Genomic DNA, 19,918 nt, shown 5'->3' with positions numbered 1-19,918 from the left:
TATAGATAGATTATTTTTAGGGGATTTGCGAAATAATACTTTTATAAATCAATTCCTGGATATCTCTTCTTATATTCATGTCACCCAGCTTCGTGTTCCATACATTGGGGCACAAGCGATTGCTGAGGAATACATACACCGTCTTGTTTTCTGGGTCTACCCAAGCACAAGTACCCGTAAATCCGGAATGTCCATATACCGTTTCCGGAGCGGAAGGAGCGCAAGGACTGCGCTTCACAATGGATACATCCGGCTTGTCGAATCCCAGACCGCGACGGCTGATGGTGGATTTCTCCGTCGTAAACAAACGGCAGGTAGCCTCACTCAGGAAACGCTTGCCATTGAATTTACCGCCGTTCAGCAACATTTGATAAACCTTTGCCACCTCTTCGGCTGTAGAGAAAAGTCCTGCATTGCCAGACACTCCACCCATGCAGGCAGCAGTCTCGTCATGCACATATCCGCATATATCCTGGCGACGCAGAAAGTCATTGGATGCCGTGGGCATGATTTCCGCTTTGGCAAACTTCATCAAAGGCAGAAACATAGTACGTTGCAATCCCATCGGGGCATAGAACTCACGGGCAAGATACAAATCCATCGGCAGTTCCGTCACCTTCTCCACCACCTGTTGCAACAGTACGAAACCGAGGTCGCTATAAACATAACGTTTGCCGCCTAACTCACACTTGGCTATCCGCTGAAGGATAGAATTCTTGAAACTCTTGTTCAGCCACATGCCGTCTGCCATGTGCAGGGTATAAACCGGTGTATTCTTGTCGGACACCACCCCTTTCCGGAACTTAAAATCGGAACAATAATAGCTATGTTCGCTCACCTGCGTGCGGTGCCATTCGTCTACCCAACTCTGGGAGTACGGACCGTGTACCGAATTCGGGTCTATAATGTCCAGGTAGAAACGGATATAGGGAGGAAGCCCCGATTCATGAAACAAAAGTTCGCGAATAGTAATGTTCTGCTTGTTACCATTGCGCAAGAAGGGCAGATAAGCGGAAACCTTATCATCCAATTTTATTTTGCCCTCATCATACAGTTTCATGATGGCAAGCAACGTAGCCGTAGTTTTGGTCAGCGAAGCCAAATCAAAAAGGTCTGAAGAACGGACAGCAGTGGTATCCTTATCAGAGTGGGTACCGAAACCTTTGTCATATACCGGCAGTCCGTCTTTCCACACCAGCACGCGACAACCGGGATAAGCTCCCGCTTCCAGTCCCTTCCGGGCAACAGCATCGATACTTTGCAGCACATACGACTTCATGCCGTAATCTTCCGGAACAGTCTTCCCCGGTTTCATGCCCGGCTCAATTATACAACCCGTTCCCGCCGGAAACAGTTTACCGATACTCATCGACATTCTGCCATTGGCCGGCTTTTTGGCAAAAAGAACATCAGCCACGTATTGCTGCAAATCCGTCTCTGCCGAATGTGCCAGCACCACAGCGCTGGATTTGGCAAGTGCGGGCATCAGAGGTTGCAATGTACGGTAAGAAGTAAAAAAAGTATAGACCAGCGGAGCACGCAGGTTCAAGCCTTCCAGAAAGGCCACATCACGGTCGCTGACATAAGCCGAACCGGTGATGCTGATAACCACGCGACGGAAAGCAGCCAACTGTCCCTGCACTTCCTGCCAGAAAGCCTCATCGGCATTCCAAGGCAAGTGGAAATGGCTGATGCCTGCATTCTTTTTCATAGCTTCCACAAAGGGAGCATCCGCCTCCTTCTCTCCGATGCTGAGCACGGCAATATCACCTTCCACCGGTGCCAGCGGCAGGACATCAAAATAATTGCTCAATACAGTCACTGCCGAACGGCGCAACTTGGTAGCCAACGCCTGTGCTTCCTCCGTATTGATGCGATAGCTCATTCCGCTGACCCGAAGTTGCGGTTGGCGGTCTCTTAAGCCAAGCATATACTTGTACATCAACACCTTGCGACACTTAGCATCGAGTTCGTCCTTACTCAGTTGTTCCGATTCCACTGCATCTACCAATTCCTGCACGGCATTCTTCGTATTGAACTGTACCAGCACCATATCATTTCCTGCCAACAGCGCTTTGGTAGTTACCTGCGGAATGGCAGACACACCCTTCATGTCCAGGGCATCAGTAAATACCAGCCCCTTAAAGCCGAGTTCATCCTTCAATAACCCGGTCACCACATTCCGCGACAAGGAGGAAGGAGTCACCCCGTCCGGGTCCAGCGCCTGCACCTGCAGATGGCCTACCATCACACCCCCCAATCCGGCACGTACCATTTCCTTGAAGGGATAAAGTTCCACACTGTCCAGGCGTGCACGGTCGTAATGCAAAACGGGAAGCGCCTTATGAGAATCCACATCCGTGTCGCCATGTCCGGGGAAATGCTTGCAAACGGAAAGTATGCCCCCGCTTTCGAGCCCACGGCTGTATGCCACTACCTTTTCCGCCACCCGCTGCGGGTTCTCGCCAAAGGAGCGTACGTGTATCACCGGGTTCAGCGGATTCGTATTGACATCCGCATCGGGTGCAAAATTGACGTGTACCCCCAATTCGCGGAACTGGCGGGCCACCTCGCGCCCGTATTCTTCAATCAGCCCATTGTCTTCGATACATCCCAAGGCGGCATTGCGAGGATAGTCCGGAGCACCTTGCAGCCTCATTGACAGTCCCCACTCTCCATCGAAAGTAACCATAACGGGAATCTTGGCATCCTTCCGGGCCATATTTGTCAAGATAGCCTGCTCTTCCGGAGTACCTTCGGAAAACAGCAAGCCACCGACCTTGTATTTCCTTACCAGCTCGCGCATCTGTTTCTTCGTGACCTTGTCTGCTCTGGCCGGAATGGTGGCAACGATGAGTTGCCCCACTTTTTCATACACATTCAGACCTGACAACACGGAGTCTGCCCATTGCCGACACCGGTCGTCTGCAGCCGAAGGAAGAAACGGACCTCCCGTTCGGGCGTGAAGTGAAGATAATCCCAATATAAACAATCCTGCAACCCATAAAAGGAGGGTGAGTTTTTTCATCATGCTATTTTTCTGTTAAAGTAAGTACCATTTCTCCTATGTAGATGCCACTCTTGCCGGTGTGCAGCACGGGAACGTTCTTGCCGTCCGCATTCAGATAAACGGCAGGCTTTTCCATAAAGGTATGCGAATGTCCGCCCAAGATGACATCAATGCCACGCGTCTTGCCTACCAGGTTCTCGTCGGAAGCGCCTTCGGGATTTGCACTGCGGATACCCAAATGGGACATGCAAATCACGACCTCGCAATTTTCCTTCTCCCTGAGAAGGTCTGTCATTTCCTGGGCTACCTTTATCGGGTCGTTGTAGACAATGCCTACGCACTTATCCGCCTGCACCAGCCCTTCCATCTTGGGGGCCAGGCCGAAGATTCCGATTTTCACCCCTTCGCGCATCAAGGTGATATAAGGCTTCACCAGCCCTTCAAGTACCGTACCCGTCACGTCATAATTGGAACAGACCACGGGAAAATCCGCCATACGGAACAATTCCGCCATATTCTCAAGTCCGAAATCAAATTCATGATTACCTATCGTCATGGCATCATAGCCCATGAGGTTCATCATCTTGACCTCCAGCTCGCCTTTGAAAAAGTTATAATAAGGGGTGCCTTGCGAGATGTCTCCGCAATCCAGCAGCAGCATATCCGGATGCTTGCCGCGAAACTGCTTTACAAAACCGGCACGACGCACCACACCGCCCATCCCGGCATACTCGTCGGCAGCCTCGGCGCTGATGGGTTCTATACGGCTGTGCGTATCGCTGGTGTGCAGGATAAACAGTTGTTTTCCGGATTGGCCGGACGATACCGAATCGGCGGACACCAGGCAAAGGGGTTCTTCAGTAATGACACGCTCCTCTTGTTGTGCCGATGCGGGGAGCATGAAAAGCAGCAGGGCTGCCAAGGAATATATATGTTTCATAGAACTTCTTTTTTTAATGCTTACTCTTTAACAACCACTCTTCCCTCCATGCGCGAAGTCACCTTCTTGCCGGCTGCCGTTTGCTTCTCCACATACTTCATGAACAGACCACGCAGTGTAGCCCCATCCGGGCACTCCCTTTTATCCGCCTGCAGGAAAGCCGTCAGTCCGTCGTTTCCATCAGCCAGATAATCAATCGTGGCAACCGTATAGTCACGGTCATCCTCCACCGGCTTGCCGGCAATGGAAGCCTGGAGCAGCTTGCCATCCTTGCTGATTTCCAACTGCATACCACTCACCCCTTCACCAAGTCTCACCGCAATATTTTCAAACAAGTGCTTCATGGCAGAGCCTTTCATCGTCAGCACACAGAGCGAATTCTCAAAAGGCAATATCTCATAGATGTTTTCGATGGTGATGTCTCCTTCCGTCAGGGAATTCCGGATTCCACCGATATTGATTAGCCCCATATCGGCCGGTTTGCCCAGCACTTCCACCGCAGCCTCACGCAGTACATCTGCAATCAGATTGGATAAAAGGCTTTCGGGCCGGAATCTGTCCATCGACATCTCTGCGGTTCCCACCACATGATACATAACGCTGTCCATCCGGGCTTTGTAAGGCGCCAGCAGAGCCACGGCTTCGGCATCCGGCTCGGCATCCCAAACAGAGTTCATGGGAATTCTGCCTCCCTCCACCTTGGTCACTTCGTAGGAAGAATGGCAGGAAACCAATAGAAGCGCAACCGCCAACACTGCCCCCGAAAAGAGACTGAAAGTTTGTTTCTTCATATTCATTTAGTTTTAAATTGCTACAAATATACTTTTCTTTTGCGACTGAGCCACACAAATAAATGATAATTTAATGCATGGAGTTTTCATTTAAAAGAGTTATCGGGAGTTAAAGACCGATACTCTTATTGATGTATAACTATACTATCGGCTTCTAACTCCCTTTAACTTCCTCTAACTCCCTTAAATGAAAGAGCCGCGTTTGACTTTGACCCTGTGTGTTTCTTCTATTTGATTATCAATAAGACAGTAAAGCTGAAAGGGTGTTTTGGGTGACGTAAGCTTTGTTTTTGCTATCTTTGCGCATGTTTGTGCGCAAGAAAAAGAATCTCATCGGTACGGTGACTATTGTAGTGGAAGATAAAAGTTCATCTATTACCTCCTGCTGTTTTTTTGTGTATTCTTCGGTGTACGTTGTATTTTCTTCAGTACTTCCGGATTGTCCGTAGCGAAGAGTTGGCAGATGATTTCGGCGCATTATACATCGAGGTTCATGCTTGGGGATGCCACAATTAGGTTCTCCTACACATAAAAATTACCCCTTGCCGGGGTAGGCAAAGGGCAAAAGTAACAGGAATTTCCGTATCTTTCAGAAAAACAACGCTATATTACAACGGTTTCTGTCTTTCCTATTTGGATTTGTACAGATTCGGTGATATAGGGTGTATAATCATTATTATCAGCTCTAATTAGAATTTTGTAATTTCCGGGATTTAATTCTACATGATTAGGGGCATCACTTGTTAATTTAACAATCTTTATTATTTCATCTTGTTGCTCAAGAGGAGATATTATAACAAACAAGTGGCTAATCCATTCCGGCTGCCAATTGGTAATTTCAATGTTTAGTATGCCTGTATAAATTGTATCATCTTCTGAACAAGATGATGCAAATATCAGCGTTATAAAGAGTAGTCCTATAACCCTAAATGCTTTTTTTGCAGATGTAAGAATAAAATTTTGATGCATAATTTGTATTTCGTTTAATGTGACAATTTAATTTAGTTCAGGATTATAAGCAAGTTCGTATTAAGCCATATACCAACGTTGTGACGCTAATGGCTGGAATCCGTCAAAAGGCTTCGGCTGAATGTGCCGTAATGAGGTTCTGGTATCACTCCCTTTGACAATTTCCTTATCAGCAAAATTAAACATTTTTACAGGATAGGGAGAAATAATGGATAAATTATCTACTACATTAGAAGATGTTTGGACAAAACTATCTGTGGCATAATAAAAAATGCGCATTATTCCTCTATACTCATTATAAAGTATAAAGAATGGATTTTGTTGGTAGTTTTTAGGGTCTGTTGAAAAGGAATTATATAACAAACACCATCCCTCTGTTTTTTTTCGGTCATTAATGACGTCTAATTCATAAGTACCAATGAGACTACCTTGACCTATCCATGGGGTTGAAATGGGTGTGCTCCCTGCAGGTGTTGGCATAAAGTCAGCATTTTCCCAATCAAATTCGTCTTGTATGATGGAAGAAACCATTCTGGTTGATGCGCACTGGTAGTCTTCCATATCCTCGTTCTTACAAGAACTTAACATTGAAAAGGCAATTAACAAGTAAATTCCATAGTTCTTTTTCATACACCTTATTTGAAATGATTAAACAAGAAATATCACCCTATTAGTCAGTTAGTTAATTAAGAAAACTCGTAGTTTTAAGATTCCTAATCAAAAAAGTTATGAGCGATTATTCAACTAACCTAACTGAAAAACAATGGCAAGTTATCAATAATATCGTAAAATCACAAGAAAAAAGCAGAAAAACTTCTCTCAGAGAAATCATAAACGCTATTTTTCATCTCATCAAGAGCGGATGTCAATGGCGTATGCTTCCGACTGATTTTGCCCCCGGCAAACAGTTTATTATTATTTTCGCAAGTAGAAACCGGAAGGAGTGTGGGAGGAATTGTCGGATGTTCTTCATAAGTTGGCAAGGAAATCAATCGGTAAACAGGAAAGTCCCAGCATGGGTATCATAGATTCCAGAAGTATGTAGACAGGGGGCGGCGAGTGGCAGCGGCTGTTGAAGCAGTGGGCATATTCATAGGACACCGCTTGGTAGTCGAGGCATCCGGTTCTGTCCGCCATATAGAGCGCACCCAGGAAAGCAAAGATTAGGGCTTCCCTATACTCTATGATTTGTAAGTCGGGAATCACTATTTCACACGGGCACAAGGCATTGATGCGTTCTATGAGGAACTTGTTGAATGCACCTCCGCCGGTAATCAGCAGCTTGGCGTTGCCATCGGGCAAGGGATGGGCGGTGATGATGCGCAATATTTCCTTGTTGGGCTATCTCACCGTCGCGATCAAACTCCAAGGCACTCATTGTTTGCGCACCGGTGCCCAATATCTGTTTCATGTCATCGGGATAGCTGTAACTTTTCGCATACCGGACATCAGACCGATGGCTTGAATTTGGAAGTTCATTTAAAAAGGAGTTATCGGGAGTTAGAAGGAGTTATCACCCTTCGCCTCTTTTACCTTTTCTGCATATCGCCCTATCCATCGGCTTTTCCGGTGAAACTTTATACACTTTTTTCCATCTATATTTCCGGTGTGCTACATTTATAGATGCAGCATCTTGCAAATAGATATGCGATACGCTGCATGTTTATGCAGATTCAGGCTCAACGTGTTTTCTTGCAGGGAGTCGTGTAGATAAAAGTTCAAATAAAAATGAAAAAGCCATGCCCAACTGGTAAAAAAAAGTTTGAAGCACTTGTGTATCTGGCAAATAATTCGTTCCTTTGCACCGCTTTCGCGCAATCGCTGTCAGGACACCAAGAGAGAAGCCTGGTATGTTGCGTTGTAACGATGAAACAATTTAATAATAAAAACAATGGATTTAATTAAAATTGCAGAAGAAGCATTTGCTACCGGAAAACAGCACCCGAGCTTCAAGGCAGGTGACACTGTAACAGTAGCATATCGTATTGTCGAGGGTAACAAGGAACGTGTACAGCTGTACCGTGGTGTTGTTATCAAAATTGCCGGACACGGAGACAAGAAGCGTTTTACAGTACGTAAAATGTCAGGAACCGTAGGCGTAGAACGTATTTTCCCGATTGAATCACCGGCTATCGACAGCATCGAAGTGAACAAAGTGGGTAAAGTTCGTCGCGCTAAACTGTACTACCTGCGCGCTCTTACCGGTAAGAAAGCAAGAATCAAAGAAAAAAGAGTTAACGGTTAATACCGAACTCCTATTTCGAAATAAAAAAGGGAAGCTGACAGCGTCGGTTTCCCTTTTTTAGCAATATACACAGTATGCATACACACCATGCAATACTCTACTGCTACTACCTCATTCAAAACATTGTAAACCTGCGCTCCTTTCCTTTCACATAAGCCTTTCTTCTTGCTGATATGTTAGTTTATCAGCACCTCACGGCCGTTAAACAACTGTCATATGCATAGCTTTTCCATACTGAATACCTATCTTATCCATACCAAAAGCCTGGCTTCCACCTATTATCGCACGGGCTTTTACGAAGTTAATACCGTGTTTGCAGGAAACTAATAGCTTGTTTACACGATATTGATAAATTGTTCCACATCCTATTAATTTATTGTACTACAATATATTAACATATTATTCAGCGTAAATTTAAGGTAGAAGAAAAAGTTGCGTCCACAGCATCCGCAACCCCGATGAATAAAGGGATACAGAGAATGGGGGAAGTGTGAAAGCAACTTGTACAGAACTTTATTGCTGAGGAATATGTACCATCCCCCCAAAAAAGGTGTGTCGAAACTCTCATAAACTAAAAATCACCCTCGCTACAGATAGGTGTAGCGAGGGTGATTTCGATAAAAGGGGAGTTTTAACACATCCCCTCCTTTATCAGTTTCCCTGATATTAATTACTTGATATCTCTCAACTCCCAGCCCAATGCACTGGCACCCAGCACAGCAGCATCAGAGTCCTTCAACTCGGAAGCCAGCAATTTGGTCTTGCCTTTGTAGATATTCAGCACATTATCATCAATAGCTTTCTGGATAGGCTTGAAGATATAGTCTCCCGCTTTTGCCAGACCGCCGAACAATACGATAGCTTCCGGACTGGAGAAAGCGATGAAGTCAGCCAAAGCCTCACCCAAAATGGTTCCGGTAAACTCAAAGATGTCTTGAGCAATCTTGTCACCCTTCACCGCAGCATCATACACATCCTTGGAAGTAATGCTTTCTGCCGGAATGTCGCGTAACAAACTCGGTTCGGTACTCTTGGTCAGGAACTCGCGGGCAGAACGTGCCACACCCGTAGCCGAGCAGTAAGTTTCCAGACAACCGTGACGTCCGCATCCGCAGAGACGACCGTTTTCACGACGGATGATGGTATGTCCCAACTCTCCGGCAAAACCGTCATGACCATATACCATCTGACCGTTAATAACAATACCACTACCTACACCGGTACCAAGAGTTATCATGATAAAATCTTTCATACCACGAGCCGCACCGTAAGTCATTTCACCGACACCGGCAGCGTTGGCATCGTTTGTCAAAGCTGTGGGAATACCCAAGCGTTCCTCAAACATGGCAGCCAAAGGAATTACACCCTTCCAGGGAAGGTTCGGGGCAAATTCAATGGTACCGCTGTAATAGTTTCCGTTAGGAGCACCTATACCTATACCTTTTATCTTGTCTACACCACCGTTGGCAATAATGAGCGGCAACAAGTTCTTGCAAACCTCGTCTACGTAATCATTAGCGTCTTCATAAGCTCCGGTTTTGATGGAACTGCTTGCAATAATAGTTCCGCGTGCGTCTACAATACCAAAGACGGTGTTTGTTCCGCCTATGTCAATGCCCACTACATAGGGCTTTTCCATGTTTGAATTCATGATATTACGTTTGTTTAAAGGGTTAGTTAATCACATTCATGGTTACAAAAATCACAAAGAAAAACGACACTGCAAAATCTTTTTTTAAAAAAGTTTGCAACTTTTGCAACTTTTCGTAGCATTGCTTCGTCTAATAGTGAAAATTAATAAGAGTAAAGCCAAAAACAGGGAAAACAGTGATACAACTAAAAGACATTAACAAGACCTACAACAACGGAGCACCGCTGCATGTGCTCAAAGGCATCAACCTCGACATTCAGAAAGGCGAATTTGTTTCCATCATGGGCTCATCGGGTTCAGGAAAGTCCACTTTACTCAATATACTGGGTATTCTGGATAGTTACGACACGGGGGAATATTATCTGAACGGTACCCTCATCAAGAACCTCAGCGAAACGAAGGCAGCCGAGTACCGCAACCGTATGATTGGTTTCATCTTCCAGTCCTTCAATCTCATTTCCTTCAAGAATGCAGTGGAGAATGTGGCGCTTCCTCTCTTTTATCAAGGAGTGAGCCGCCGCAAACGTAATGCGCTGGCACTGGAATATCTGGACCGCCTGGGGCTGAAAGAATGGGCACACCACATGCCGAATGAGATGTCCGGTGGACAGAAACAACGTGTAGCCATCGCCCGTGCCCTCATCACCCAGCCGCAGATTATCCTTGCCGACGAACCGACCGGCGCGCTCGACAGCAAGACTTCCGTAGAGGTGATGCAGATTCTAAAGGAACTGCACGATACGGGCATGACCATCGTAGTCGTGACCCATGAAAGCGGTGTTGCCAACCAGACGGACAAGATTATCCATATCAAAGACGGTATCATAGGTAGCATCGAGACGAATCTGAACCACGATGCAAGCCCGTTCGGAAAAGACGGATTCATGAAATAATAAAGGAAGAGCCCCCTCCCCCTTTAATTTTTAATTCTTAATTTTTAATTATCAATGATAGACCTTTGGCAAGAAATATACGGAACCATCAAACGCAACAAACTGCGTACATTCCTGACGGGCTTTGCCGTGGCATGGGGAATCTTCATGCTCATCGTGCTGCTCGGAGCCGGAAACGGTATCATACATGCCTTCGAGCAAAATGCGTCGGAGCGTGCCTTGAACTCTATCCGCATCTTCCCCGGCTGGACCACCAAGTCATACGACGGTCTGAAAGAAGGACGCCGCGTCCAACTGGATAACCGGGACATGGATGACACGGAGAAGCAATTCACTGAAAATGTCATTAGTGCCGGTGCTACAGTGCGCCAAAGCAATGTAAACGTCAGCTTCGGACAAGAATATATCAATATCTCTCTGCTGGGCGTATATCCCAACTATACCGAAGTGGAAACCGTGAAAACAGCGGACGGACGTTTCATCAACTACAACGACCTGAAAGACCGACGTAAAGTCATCATCCTCCATAAGAAATCTGCAGATATCCTTTTCGGAAAAACGCATACTGAACCCATCGGACAATTTGTCAATGCCAGTGGAGTGGCCTATCAAGTAGTAGGCCTCTACAATGACCAGGGAGACCGCGAGGCAAACGAAGCGTATATCCCCTTCTCCACCTTGCAAACCATCTATAATAAAGGAGACAAGCTGAATAACATCATCTTTACGACCAAGAACCTGAGTAGCATGGAAAGCAATGAGGCCTTCGAAAAAGAATACCGTAAAGCCATTGCCACCAACCATCGCTTCGACCCCACCGACGACAGCGCCATCTGGATATGGAACCGTTTCACCAACTATCTGCAAACCCAAAACGCAATGGGCATTCTACGCACCGCCATCTGGGTAATCGGCATTTTTACATTGTTGAGCGGCATTGTCGGTGTATCGAATATCATGCTGATTACCGTTAAAGAACGTACCCGTGAATTCGGTATCCGCAAGGCATTGGGAGCAAAGCCCTTCTCCATCCTTTGGCTGATTATTGTGGAAAGTGTGACCATCACTACACTCTTCGGCTATATCGGAATGGTAGCAGGAATCGGAGTAACGGAATGGATGAACTCTGCTTTCGGTAGCCAGACGATGGATGCCGGCATGTTCCAGCAGACCATGTTTTCCGACCCCACCGTAGACCTCGGCATTGCCGTCCAAGCCACTCTGACCCTCATCATAGCGGGTACGCTTGCCGGATTCTTCCCGGCAAAGAAAGCCGTGAGCATCAGTCCTATCGAAGCACTTAGAGCAGATTAAAGATTATGAGAATAGACATAGATACGTGTGAGGAAATCCTCATCACAATAACAAGAAACAAGACAAGAAGCCTGCTGACGGCATTCGGTGTATTCTGGGGCATCTTTATGCTGGTGGCGCTAATCGGTGGCGGACAAGGCATGCAGGAAGAACTGAAATCCCAGTTCGAAGGATTTGCTACAAATTCGGGCTTTATCGCCACACAAAAGACAAGCGAAGCCTACAAGGGATTCCGCAAGGGACGCTGGTGGGATCTGGAGATGGAAGATGTAGACCGCGTACGCAGTGTGGACGGCATCGCACTCGCCACACCTTCATTTGCCCTTTGGGGACAGACCGCTGTCTATGGAGAAAATAAATATGAATGTAGCGTAAAGGGGCTGTACCCGGAGTATGAGCAGATAGAACATCAGGAAATGGCTTACGGCCGTTTTATCAACGACGTCGACATCAAAGAGTCACGTAAAGTATGTGTTATCGGCAAACGTGTATACGAAAGTCTCTTTAAACCGGGAGAAGACCCCTGCGGCAAATATGTTCGGGTGAACGGCATCTATTACCAGATTATCGGAATGTGTTCATCCGAAGGTAATGTCAACATACAAGGACAAGCCTCCGAGGCCATTGTATTGCCTTTCTCCACCATGCAGCAGACCTACAACCTCGGAAAGAAACTGGATTTGATATGTTTCATCATGAAACCGGGAATAAGAGTAAAAGACGTGCAACCCGAAGTAGAACGCCTCGTAAAAGCAGCACATTACATTGCTCCCGATGACAAACAAGCCGTCATGTTCCTGAATGCGGAAGCCATGTTCTCCATGATGGACAACCTAATGACCGGAGTACGCTTTCTTATTTGGATGGTAGGTCTGGGCACATTGTTCGCCGGAGCCATCGGCGTATCGAATATCATGATGGTAACCGTCAAGGAACGTACTACGGAAATAGGCATACGGCGTGCCATCGGTGCCCGTCCTAAAGACATCCTGCAACAAATTCTTTCGGAAAGCATGGTACTGACAACCATAGCAGGCATGGCAGGTATTTCTTTTGCAGTATTTGTGCTGCAAATATTGGAAAAAGCAGCCAATGCCCCTGGAGTCATCAAAACCCACTATCAGGTTTCATTCGGACTGGCTATCGGAACCTGCATCCTCCTCATCGCATTGGGAGTGCTTGCGGGACTGGCACCTGCTTACCGTGCCATGGCAATCAAGCCAATTGAAGCAATCAGGGATGAATAAACTATAGAGAGACCACTAACCGTAAGCCATGAAATAATGGCTATATCAATCGTAAATAATTAAATCGTAAATATAAGATGAAAACAAAGAAGTTTCTGAAAATCGCATTATTGGTAGTAATTGCTGCCTTATTCATTTGGACATTCATATTTCTGTACCAGAAGTCCCAACCTAAAGTAACAGTATACGAAACAATAGTTCCGGAAGTGACAGACCTTGAAAAGACTACCGTAGCCACCGGCAAAGTGGAACCGAGAGATGAAGTCCTTATCAAGCCACAGATTTCCGGTATCATTGCCGAAGTATACAAGGAAGCAGGACAAAGCGTAAAGCAAGGGGAAGTACTTGCCAAAGTAAAGGTAATACCCGAATTAGGACAATTGAACTCTGCCGAAAGCCGTGTACGATTGGCAGAAATCAACGCAACCCAAGCAGAGACAGATTTTGCACGTACCCAGAAACTGTACAATGACAAGCTTATCAGCGCCGAAGAATACGAAAAAGGCGAAGTGAGCGTAAAGCAGGCGCGCGAAGAGTTACAAACAGCCAAAGACAATCTGGAAATCGTGAAAGAAGGTATCACCAAGAACAGCGCCTCTTTCAGCAGCACATTGATTCGTTCTACCATCACCGGTCTGATTCTGGATGTGCCCATCAAAGTAGGTAACTCGGTTATCATGAGTAACACTTTCAATGACGGAACCACCATCGCTACCGTTGCCAACATGAACGATTTGATTTTCCGCGGCAACATTGACGAAACGGAAGTGGGCCGTGTGCACGAAGGCATGCCGGTGAAACTGACAATCGGCGCCCTGCAGAATCTTTCGTTCGATGCCACGCTGGAATACATATCTCCGAAGGGTGTGGAAGAAAACGGTGCCAACCAGTTTGAAATCAAAGCTGCCATTGCCGCACCGGACAGCGTACAGATACGTTCCGGCTATTCTGCCAACGCAGAAATCGTATTAGACCGTGCCCGGAAAATACTTGCCGTACCGGAAAGTACCGTTGAATTCAATGGTGACAGCACCTTTGTATACGTAATGACGGACAGCGTACCGGTACAGAAGTTCGAACGCCGCCCCATCCAGGTCGGCATGAGTGACGGCATAAAAATTGCCATCAAAAGCGGCATCACTGCCCAAGACAAAATTCGCAGTGCAGAGAAAAAGGATTAACAAACGGAATAGCTTAAAAAGATATACGATATGAATAAAAAGATATTCTTATACCTCGCAATATTCGGCAGTATCTCAGTGCAGGCGCAGGAACGATGGTCTTTACGCCAATGCATAGACTATGCCATCGAGCATAACATCAGTATCCGCCAGACAGCCAACGCTGCCGAACAGAGTGCTGTCGAAGTAAATACAGCCAAATGGGCACGACTGCCGAACCTGAATGCCAGTGCCGGTCAGAGCTGGAACTGGGGACGTACGCAAACAGCCATCAAAAATGAGGATACGGGAGACTATTCCACTGTATACGTCAACACCAGCAGCCACGGCACTAATATGTCTGTCAATACCAGCATACCTATCTTTACCGGTCTGGAAATTCCCCACCAGTATGCATTGGCCAAACTAAACCTCAAAGCTGCCATTGCCGACCTGGACAAAGCCAAGGAAGACATTGCCATCAATATAGCTTCGGCCTACCTTCAGGTGCTGTTCAATGAAGAGCTCCACCAGGTGGCGTTGGGACAAGTGCAATTGAGCAAAGAGCAATATGTCCGCATCAGCCGGCTTGCCGACTTGGGAAAAGCCTCTCCGGCAGAACTGGCAGAAGCCAAAGCACGTGTGGCACAAGACGAGATGAATGTAGTGCAGACAAACAACAACTATAAGTTGGCCCTGCTCGACCTTAGCCAGCTTATCGAACTGGAAACACCGGAAGGGTTCAATCTGGAATCTCCGGCAGTCAATCTGAATCTGGTTCCTCTCACTCCTCCGGATGAAATATTCCAAACAGCTATGGTAAGTAAAGCCTCCATCCAGGCTGCACAGTTCCGTCTGGAGGGTAGCAAGCACAGCATCCGCATCGCCCAGAGCAACTACTACCCACAACTGAGTCTGAACGGTAGTCTCGGTACGAATTACTATTCTACCATTGACCGTACCTTCAGCCAGCAGATGAACGATAACTTCAACAAATATGTAGGCTTCAACCTCAGCGTACCTATTTTCAACCGCCTCTCTACCCGTAACCGGGTACGCACGGCACGCCTGCAACGCGAGAACTATGCCTTGCAACTGGATAATGCCAAAAAGACGCTTTACAAGGAAATCCAGCAGGCATGGTACAACGCCGCTGCTGCCGAAAGCAAATATACCAGCAGCCATACAGCCACCGTTGCCAGCGAAGAGTCTTTCAAGCTGATGAGCGAAAAGTATGAGAACGGAAAAGCAAATGCCGTAGAATACAATGAAGCAAAACAGAACCTTATGAAATCCCAATCAGACGAGTTGCAAGCCAAGTATGACTATCTGTTCCGTACCAAGATTCTGGATTTCTATAAGGGAGAACCGATTGAATAAAAAAAGATGTATAATTTTAGTTGTTGTGTTTGATTCTCCCCTCTCCCTGCCTCCAGGCTGACAAGAGGGGAGTTTTTTGTTCTTCTATCTCCTTTCCGAAGAGCGGGAAGAGCTACTGCCGGTAGAACTGCGGGTAGTGCTTGAAGAGCTGCTGCGACGGCTTTCGGAACTCCGTACGCCGGAAGCATTTCTTCTTTCCTTGCTTGCCGTCTTTACCCTGCTACGGCTGGGGCTCTTATCATTATTTTTAGTTCTTGTGGTTTCTATTTTCTCTTTACTCGACTTTCTGCCACTATCCACACTACTACGTCGCGTACTGCTGTTACGTGTACCTGTGCTAATGCGATTATTACTACCGTTGCTACGTCGCGTGGTATATACATCATCCCTGCCTGCCGGACGCTTATGCGAATTAGGGCGGATGTTCACCGAACCGAAATCTGAACGGCGGCTGGTGTGATACGACTTTTCATTCCGAATACTCCACGAACCGGTATAGTGCGGATGATGGTAACGCCCGCGATAATAGCTGTTGTGATAGTGCGTACGACAATGCCCACCGCAATATGTACGGTAATGATACGGCCGCGGGAAATAGAAATGATTATGATTGGTGTAAGTGATGTAAACCCTAAAAGACCAACGCCCACCACTTACATAAACCGGACGGTAAAAATAGGCGGCCTGCATAAAACGGCCGTACTGTCGGTTATTCAGCACCCATCGAAGGTCGTCATTGCGCACATCCAGATAATCGTAATAGCGATTCAAAGCCCATTCCTCCCCCCGAAGTACGTCATCCATCAAATAGCGTATACCGGAAATGAAATCATAGTTTATTTCGTACACGTCATTATACTGTTCTGTATTCAGGTTCAATTCATAAGCCATCTTGTCCGTAAGAAAGCGGGTCTCTTTACGCACTTTGCTGTTGCTCATTGCCGCACTGCAAACAGCTGTACTCATCATAGCGGCAAGAAATATAAATATAATCCGTTTCATAATCCCTCCTTTTTTAGTTATTCTTCTCATGATATTGTTTAATGAAAGCATTTATCTCGTTCTTGTCCGACGAGAAGGTCAGCTTGTCTATCGCATAATAGAAATTCGGTTTATCGGCTATTTTAGGATAAATCTTCTTCATCAACTGCTTCTTCTCACTATCGAAACGATAAAAATCCATCAGACGGATACACTGGTCAGTAGTGAACCAAGAGGTCAGCAAGGCATGGTCTAGTACTTCCTTGCGATCTGAATCGAAGTTCTGTTTTTCCATCAGCCCCATGAACTGTTCGAAGGCAGAAGGGGACATTACCCGTTCATACTGTCCTTCTATCGGTCTGTCACCTGGCCTGCCGGGTTTGTGATGATTGGAAGTACCCCGGTTTCCACTGACTCTTTTGTCTTTCGGAATGAGAATATCTTTCACTTCATTGATGGAGCAATGCACACGTTCATCATACAACAGTTTTCCTCTTCGGGGATTCTCCCCATGGGATGGTGCTTCATAAACCTCCACCTGGTAACTACCATGCAGATTGGCAACAAAACAACTGAAAGTAGGCAGGCAAATCTGCTGCCCGTCAACCAATACCACAATTTTACGGTGTGGACTTTCTATACGGATTCCATCTATGGACACCGCTTTCATTGCGGGCAACGTTGCCAGAAGCAGATAACCACTCAGTATTAAATGACGTATCATAACTTTTCTTTTTTTATTGTACGACAAAAATAGGGAGAGGAAATTCCCCTCCCTAATGATTATCTCTATTTGCGAGTAGGGAAATTCCTAATGACAGGAACTAATTCCTAATCTTGATTTCATCTTCCTCCAATACAACCAAATGTTTCTTGTACAAGTCGCCCACAGCTTTCTTGAAGGTTTTCTTGCTGACACCGAAAGTTGCATAGATTTCTTCCGCCGGACTCTTGTCATTCAAGGTCGTCCGTCCGCCCTGGTCACGGATATAGTCCAGCAGGGTGACCGAAAAGTCTTCCACTTTGGCCTGCCCCGGTTTTTGCAGCAGCAGGTCTATCTTGCCGTCTTCACGCACCTGCTTCACGTATGCCTTCATCGTCATGCCCGTGTGCAGTGGCTGAAATATCTCGTTCTCGTACAGCAAGCCGCCATATTCATTGTTTATGATTGTCTTGAATCCCAGGTCCGTCTTCTGCCAAATCAGGATATCCACCTCCTGCCCCGGCTCATAAGCAGCCTTCTCTTTGGAAAGATAACGTTCTACCTTGGCCGATGCCACGATGCGATAGCTCTCATCGTCCAGATGGGCATGAACCACATACTTCTTTCCCACCTGCATCTTCATCTTTTGCTCGCGGAAAGGGACAAAAAGATCCTTCATCAATCCCCAGTTGAGGAAAGCGCCATACTGGTTAATCCACGCCACCTCCAAGCAGGCAAACTGTCCGACCTGCACCAGCGGTGTCAAGGTAGTGGCAACCAGGCGTTCTTCATTATCAAGGTATATAAAAACGTTCAGTTCATCTCCCACTTTACAGTCTTGGGGAACATAACGCGACGGGAGCAGAATTTCACCTTCTTCGCCACCGTCCAGATACATGCCGAAGTCTACCTCTTTCACCACTTCCAGCGTATTGTACTTTCCTAACTCAATGCTCATAGTTTCTTACTTATCTTCATTTTCCCAACAAAGATAAGTAATTTAGGTACAATACAGCAGTTAGGAAAGAAGAAATAACTTTTTGCTCTAAAAGATAACTTTTTTCTATGAACAACTCTCTTCAAAAAGGGTTATCTTTGTATCGTGACAATCAGCAAGAAAAGATATTACTCACTTTTAAATAAAAAAAGATTATGGAATTTCTGACAAATGACAAATTGACAATCGTCGGCGCAGCCGGCATGATTGGTTCAAACATGGCGCAGACAGCAATCATGATGCATCTCACTCCGAACCTATGTCTGTACGACCCTTATGCTCCCGGACTGGAAGGTGTGGCCGAAGAGCTGTTCCACTGCGGATTCGAAGGAATGAACATCACATTTACCTCCGACATCAAGGAAGCGCTGACCGGCGCTAAGTATGTAGTATCATCAGGTGGTGCCGCCCGCAAAGCAGGCATGACACGTGAAGACTTATTGAAGGGGAATGCCGCTATTGCCGAAGAATTCGGTAAGAATGTAAAAGCCTACTGCCCCGATGTAAAGCACGTGGTTGTTATTTTCAATCCTGCCGACATCACCGGTCTGATTACCCTATTGTATTCCGGCCTGAAACCTTCACAAGTGACCACACTGGCTGCCCTCGACAGTACCCGCCTGCGCAGCGAGCTTTCCAAGCACTTCGGCATTGCTCCCGACAAAATCGAAAATTGCCGTACCTATGGCGGTCATGGTGAGCAGATGGCCGTATACGCCTCTACCGCCAAAGTGGACGGTAAACCGTTGCTCGACATCATCGGTACCCCTGCCTTGACCAAAGAACAATGGGCTGAAATCCAGACTAAGGTAACCAAAGGCGGTGCCAACATCATCGCCCTCCGTGGACGTTCTTCCTTCCAGAGCCCGGCATACGTCTCCATCGAAATGATAGCCGCAGCGATGGGGGGCAAACCGTTCCGCTGGCCTGCCGGTACATATGTACACAGCCACGGCTTCGACCACATCATGATGGCAATGGAAACTGAAATTACCAAAGACGGTGTACACTACAAGGAGCTGAACGGCACACCCGAAGAAGAAACCAAGCTGAAAGAAAGCTATGCCCACCTCTGCAAACTTCGTGACGAGGTGATAGAAATGGGTGTACTGCCTGCCATCAAAGACTGGCACAGCATCAATCCGAATATCGACTAATTTCTTCGATAGCAAGTGATTCTCAAAAGTAAGGTGCCTCGTTCCATAGAGTAAGAGGCACCTTTTTAGATATTTTTTCCTCAAAAAGTCTTGCAGTATAAAAAAAACTCTTTATCTTTGCACCCGCAAACGAAAAAGGTGCCATAGCTCAGTTGGTAGAGCAAAGGACTGAAAATCCTTGTGTCCCCGGTTCGATTCCTGGTGGCACCACTTTTCAAAAGCAATCGGAATGTAGCGCAGTTGGTAGCGCACTACGTTCGGGACGTAGGGGTCGGGCGTTCGAGTCGCCTCATTCCGACAGAAAAGGCTTAACTTTTAGGAGTTAAGTCTTTTTTTGTTTTATTCCATTCCTCGTAACTATTCAGCGAATCGAATACAATCAGGTTGGTCAGCAACAATTTTAGAATAATCCTCTGATTATCATTAAAATAACAGTGATTCTATTTGTGAATGTCAGATAAAATCGCTATCTTTGTATCT

Annotated in this window: 18 protein-coding genes and 2 tRNA genes; 10 read left to right on the top strand and 10 right to left on the bottom strand. The window is 46.4% G+C overall.

Annotation, left to right across the window (positions count from 1 at the left end):
• Positions 1-16 precede the first annotated feature (16 nt).
• The 5 genes from E5355_RS06585 to E5355_RS06565 form a co-directional block, all read right to left on the bottom strand.
• The gene (locus tag E5355_RS06585) at positions 17-3,031 is read right to left on the bottom strand and encodes a glycoside hydrolase family 3 N-terminal domain-containing protein (protein ID WP_136009671.1); all 3,015 of its coding nucleotides are present in this window, start codon (positions 3,029-3,031) and stop codon (positions 17-19) included.
• Position 3,032: 1 nt separating this feature from the next.
• Positions 3,033-3,950: a bifunctional metallophosphatase/5'-nucleotidase gene (locus tag E5355_RS06580; RefSeq protein ID WP_136009670.1), complete on the bottom strand. Its 918-nt coding sequence runs from the start codon at positions 3,948-3,950 to the stop codon at positions 3,033-3,035.
• Positions 3,951-3,970: 20 nt separating this feature from the next.
• Positions 3,971-4,741, bottom strand: coding sequence for a 5'-nucleotidase C-terminal domain-containing protein (locus E5355_RS06575; protein WP_210434519.1), 771 nt, complete (start codon positions 4,739-4,741; stop codon positions 3,971-3,973).
• 603 nt (positions 4,742-5,344) lie between these two features.
• The gene (locus E5355_RS06570; RefSeq protein WP_136009668.1) at positions 5,345-5,710 is read right to left on the bottom strand and encodes a hypothetical protein; all 366 of its coding nucleotides are present in this window, start codon (positions 5,708-5,710) and stop codon (positions 5,345-5,347) included.
• A 60-nt stretch (positions 5,711-5,770) separates the two neighbouring features.
• Complete coding sequence (locus E5355_RS06565; protein ID WP_136009667.1) at positions 5,771-6,340, bottom strand: hypothetical protein; 570 nt, start codon at positions 6,338-6,340, stop codon at positions 5,771-5,773.
• Between the two features lie 98 nt (positions 6,341-6,438).
• On the opposite strand from E5355_RS06565, the gene E5355_RS06560 reads away from it, so the two are divergent.
• The gene (locus E5355_RS06560) at positions 6,439-6,738 is read left to right on the top strand and encodes a transposase (RefSeq protein ID WP_136009666.1); all 300 of its coding nucleotides are present in this window, start codon (positions 6,439-6,441) and stop codon (positions 6,736-6,738) included.
• Here E5355_RS06560 and E5355_RS19815 read toward each other — a convergent pair.
• Positions 6,680-7,036, bottom strand: coding sequence for a hypothetical protein (locus E5355_RS19815; protein WP_246866896.1), 357 nt, complete (start codon positions 7,034-7,036; stop codon positions 6,680-6,682). The two genes, E5355_RS06560 and E5355_RS19815, sit on opposite strands and share 59 nt — an antisense overlap.
• Before the next feature lie 565 nt (positions 7,037-7,601).
• Here E5355_RS19815 and rplS point away from each other — a divergent pair.
• Entirely contained in the window at positions 7,602-7,955 is a 354-nt protein-coding gene (rplS, locus tag E5355_RS06550; protein ID WP_009122351.1) for a 50S ribosomal protein L19, read from the top strand.
• Between the two features lie 670 nt (positions 7,956-8,625).
• Here rplS and E5355_RS06545 read toward each other — a convergent pair.
• Entirely contained in the window at positions 8,626-9,606 is a 981-nt protein-coding gene (locus E5355_RS06545; RefSeq protein ID WP_136009665.1) for an ROK family protein, read from the bottom strand.
• A gap of 176 nt (positions 9,607-9,782) precedes the next feature.
• On the opposite strand from E5355_RS06545, the gene E5355_RS06540 reads away from it, so the two are divergent.
• From E5355_RS06540 to E5355_RS06520, 5 genes are all read left to right on the top strand, one after another.
• Positions 9,783-10,499 carry an ABC transporter ATP-binding protein gene (locus E5355_RS06540; RefSeq protein WP_005825069.1) on the top strand — a complete coding sequence of 239 codons (717 nt, stop codon included), beginning with the start codon at positions 9,783-9,785 and terminating at the stop codon, positions 10,497-10,499.
• 54 nt (positions 10,500-10,553) lie between these two features.
• On the top strand, positions 10,554-11,813 hold the full coding sequence (locus E5355_RS06535; protein WP_136009664.1) for an ABC transporter permease: 1,260 nt from the start codon (positions 10,554-10,556) through the stop codon (positions 11,811-11,813).
• A 5-nt stretch (positions 11,814-11,818) separates the two neighbouring features.
• On the top strand, positions 11,819-13,060 hold the full coding sequence (locus tag E5355_RS06530; RefSeq protein ID WP_136009663.1) for an ABC transporter permease: 1,242 nt from the start codon (positions 11,819-11,821) through the stop codon (positions 13,058-13,060).
• Positions 13,061-13,137: 77 nt separating this feature from the next.
• A complete protein-coding gene (locus E5355_RS06525; protein ID WP_136009662.1) occupies positions 13,138-14,241 on the top strand; it encodes an efflux RND transporter periplasmic adaptor subunit in 1,104 nt (367 codons plus the stop codon).
• Positions 14,242-14,271: 30 nt separating this feature from the next.
• Positions 14,272-15,600 carry a TolC family protein gene (locus tag E5355_RS06520; protein WP_136009661.1) on the top strand — a complete coding sequence of 443 codons (1,329 nt, stop codon included), beginning with the start codon at positions 14,272-14,274 and terminating at the stop codon, positions 15,598-15,600.
• 84 nt (positions 15,601-15,684) lie between these two features.
• On the opposite strand, the gene E5355_RS06515 is transcribed toward E5355_RS06520, so the two are convergent.
• The 3 genes from E5355_RS06515 to E5355_RS06505 form a co-directional block, all read right to left on the bottom strand.
• A complete protein-coding gene (locus E5355_RS06515) occupies positions 15,685-16,602 on the bottom strand; it encodes a hypothetical protein (protein ID WP_136009660.1) in 918 nt (305 codons plus the stop codon).
• Between the two features lie 13 nt (positions 16,603-16,615).
• A complete protein-coding gene (locus tag E5355_RS06510; protein ID WP_136009659.1) occupies positions 16,616-17,305 on the bottom strand; it encodes a DUF4476 domain-containing protein in 690 nt (229 codons plus the stop codon).
• Positions 17,306-17,405: 100 nt separating this feature from the next.
• On the bottom strand, positions 17,406-18,242 hold the full coding sequence (locus E5355_RS06505; protein ID WP_136009658.1) for a S1 RNA-binding domain-containing protein: 837 nt from the start codon (positions 18,240-18,242) through the stop codon (positions 17,406-17,408).
• A 194-nt stretch (positions 18,243-18,436) separates the two neighbouring features.
• Here E5355_RS06505 and E5355_RS06500 point away from each other — a divergent pair, with 194 nt between their 5' ends.
• The 3 genes from E5355_RS06500 to E5355_RS06490 all read left to right on the top strand — a co-directional run bounded on the left by E5355_RS06500 (position 18,437) and on the right by E5355_RS06490 (position 19,736).
• Positions 18,437-19,438 (top strand): malate dehydrogenase, encoded by a 1,002-nt coding sequence (locus tag E5355_RS06500; protein ID WP_136009657.1) that lies wholly within the window; start codon positions 18,437-18,439, stop codon positions 19,436-19,438.
• 137 nt (positions 19,439-19,575) lie between these two features.
• A tRNA-Phe gene (locus tag E5355_RS06495) sits at positions 19,576-19,648 on the top strand.
• Positions 19,649-19,663: 15 nt separating this feature from the next.
• Positions 19,664-19,736 (top strand) — tRNA-Pro (locus E5355_RS06490).
• Positions 19,737-19,918 lie beyond the last annotated feature (182 nt).

Source organism: Bacteroides muris (ex Afrizal et al. 2022) (genome assembly GCF_004793475.1).
GTDB lineage: Bacteria > Bacteroidota > Bacteroidia > Bacteroidales > Bacteroidaceae > Bacteroides > Bacteroides muris.
Note: the sequence above shows the minus strand (reverse complement) of the source record. Positions and strands in the feature narration are given on the sequence as shown.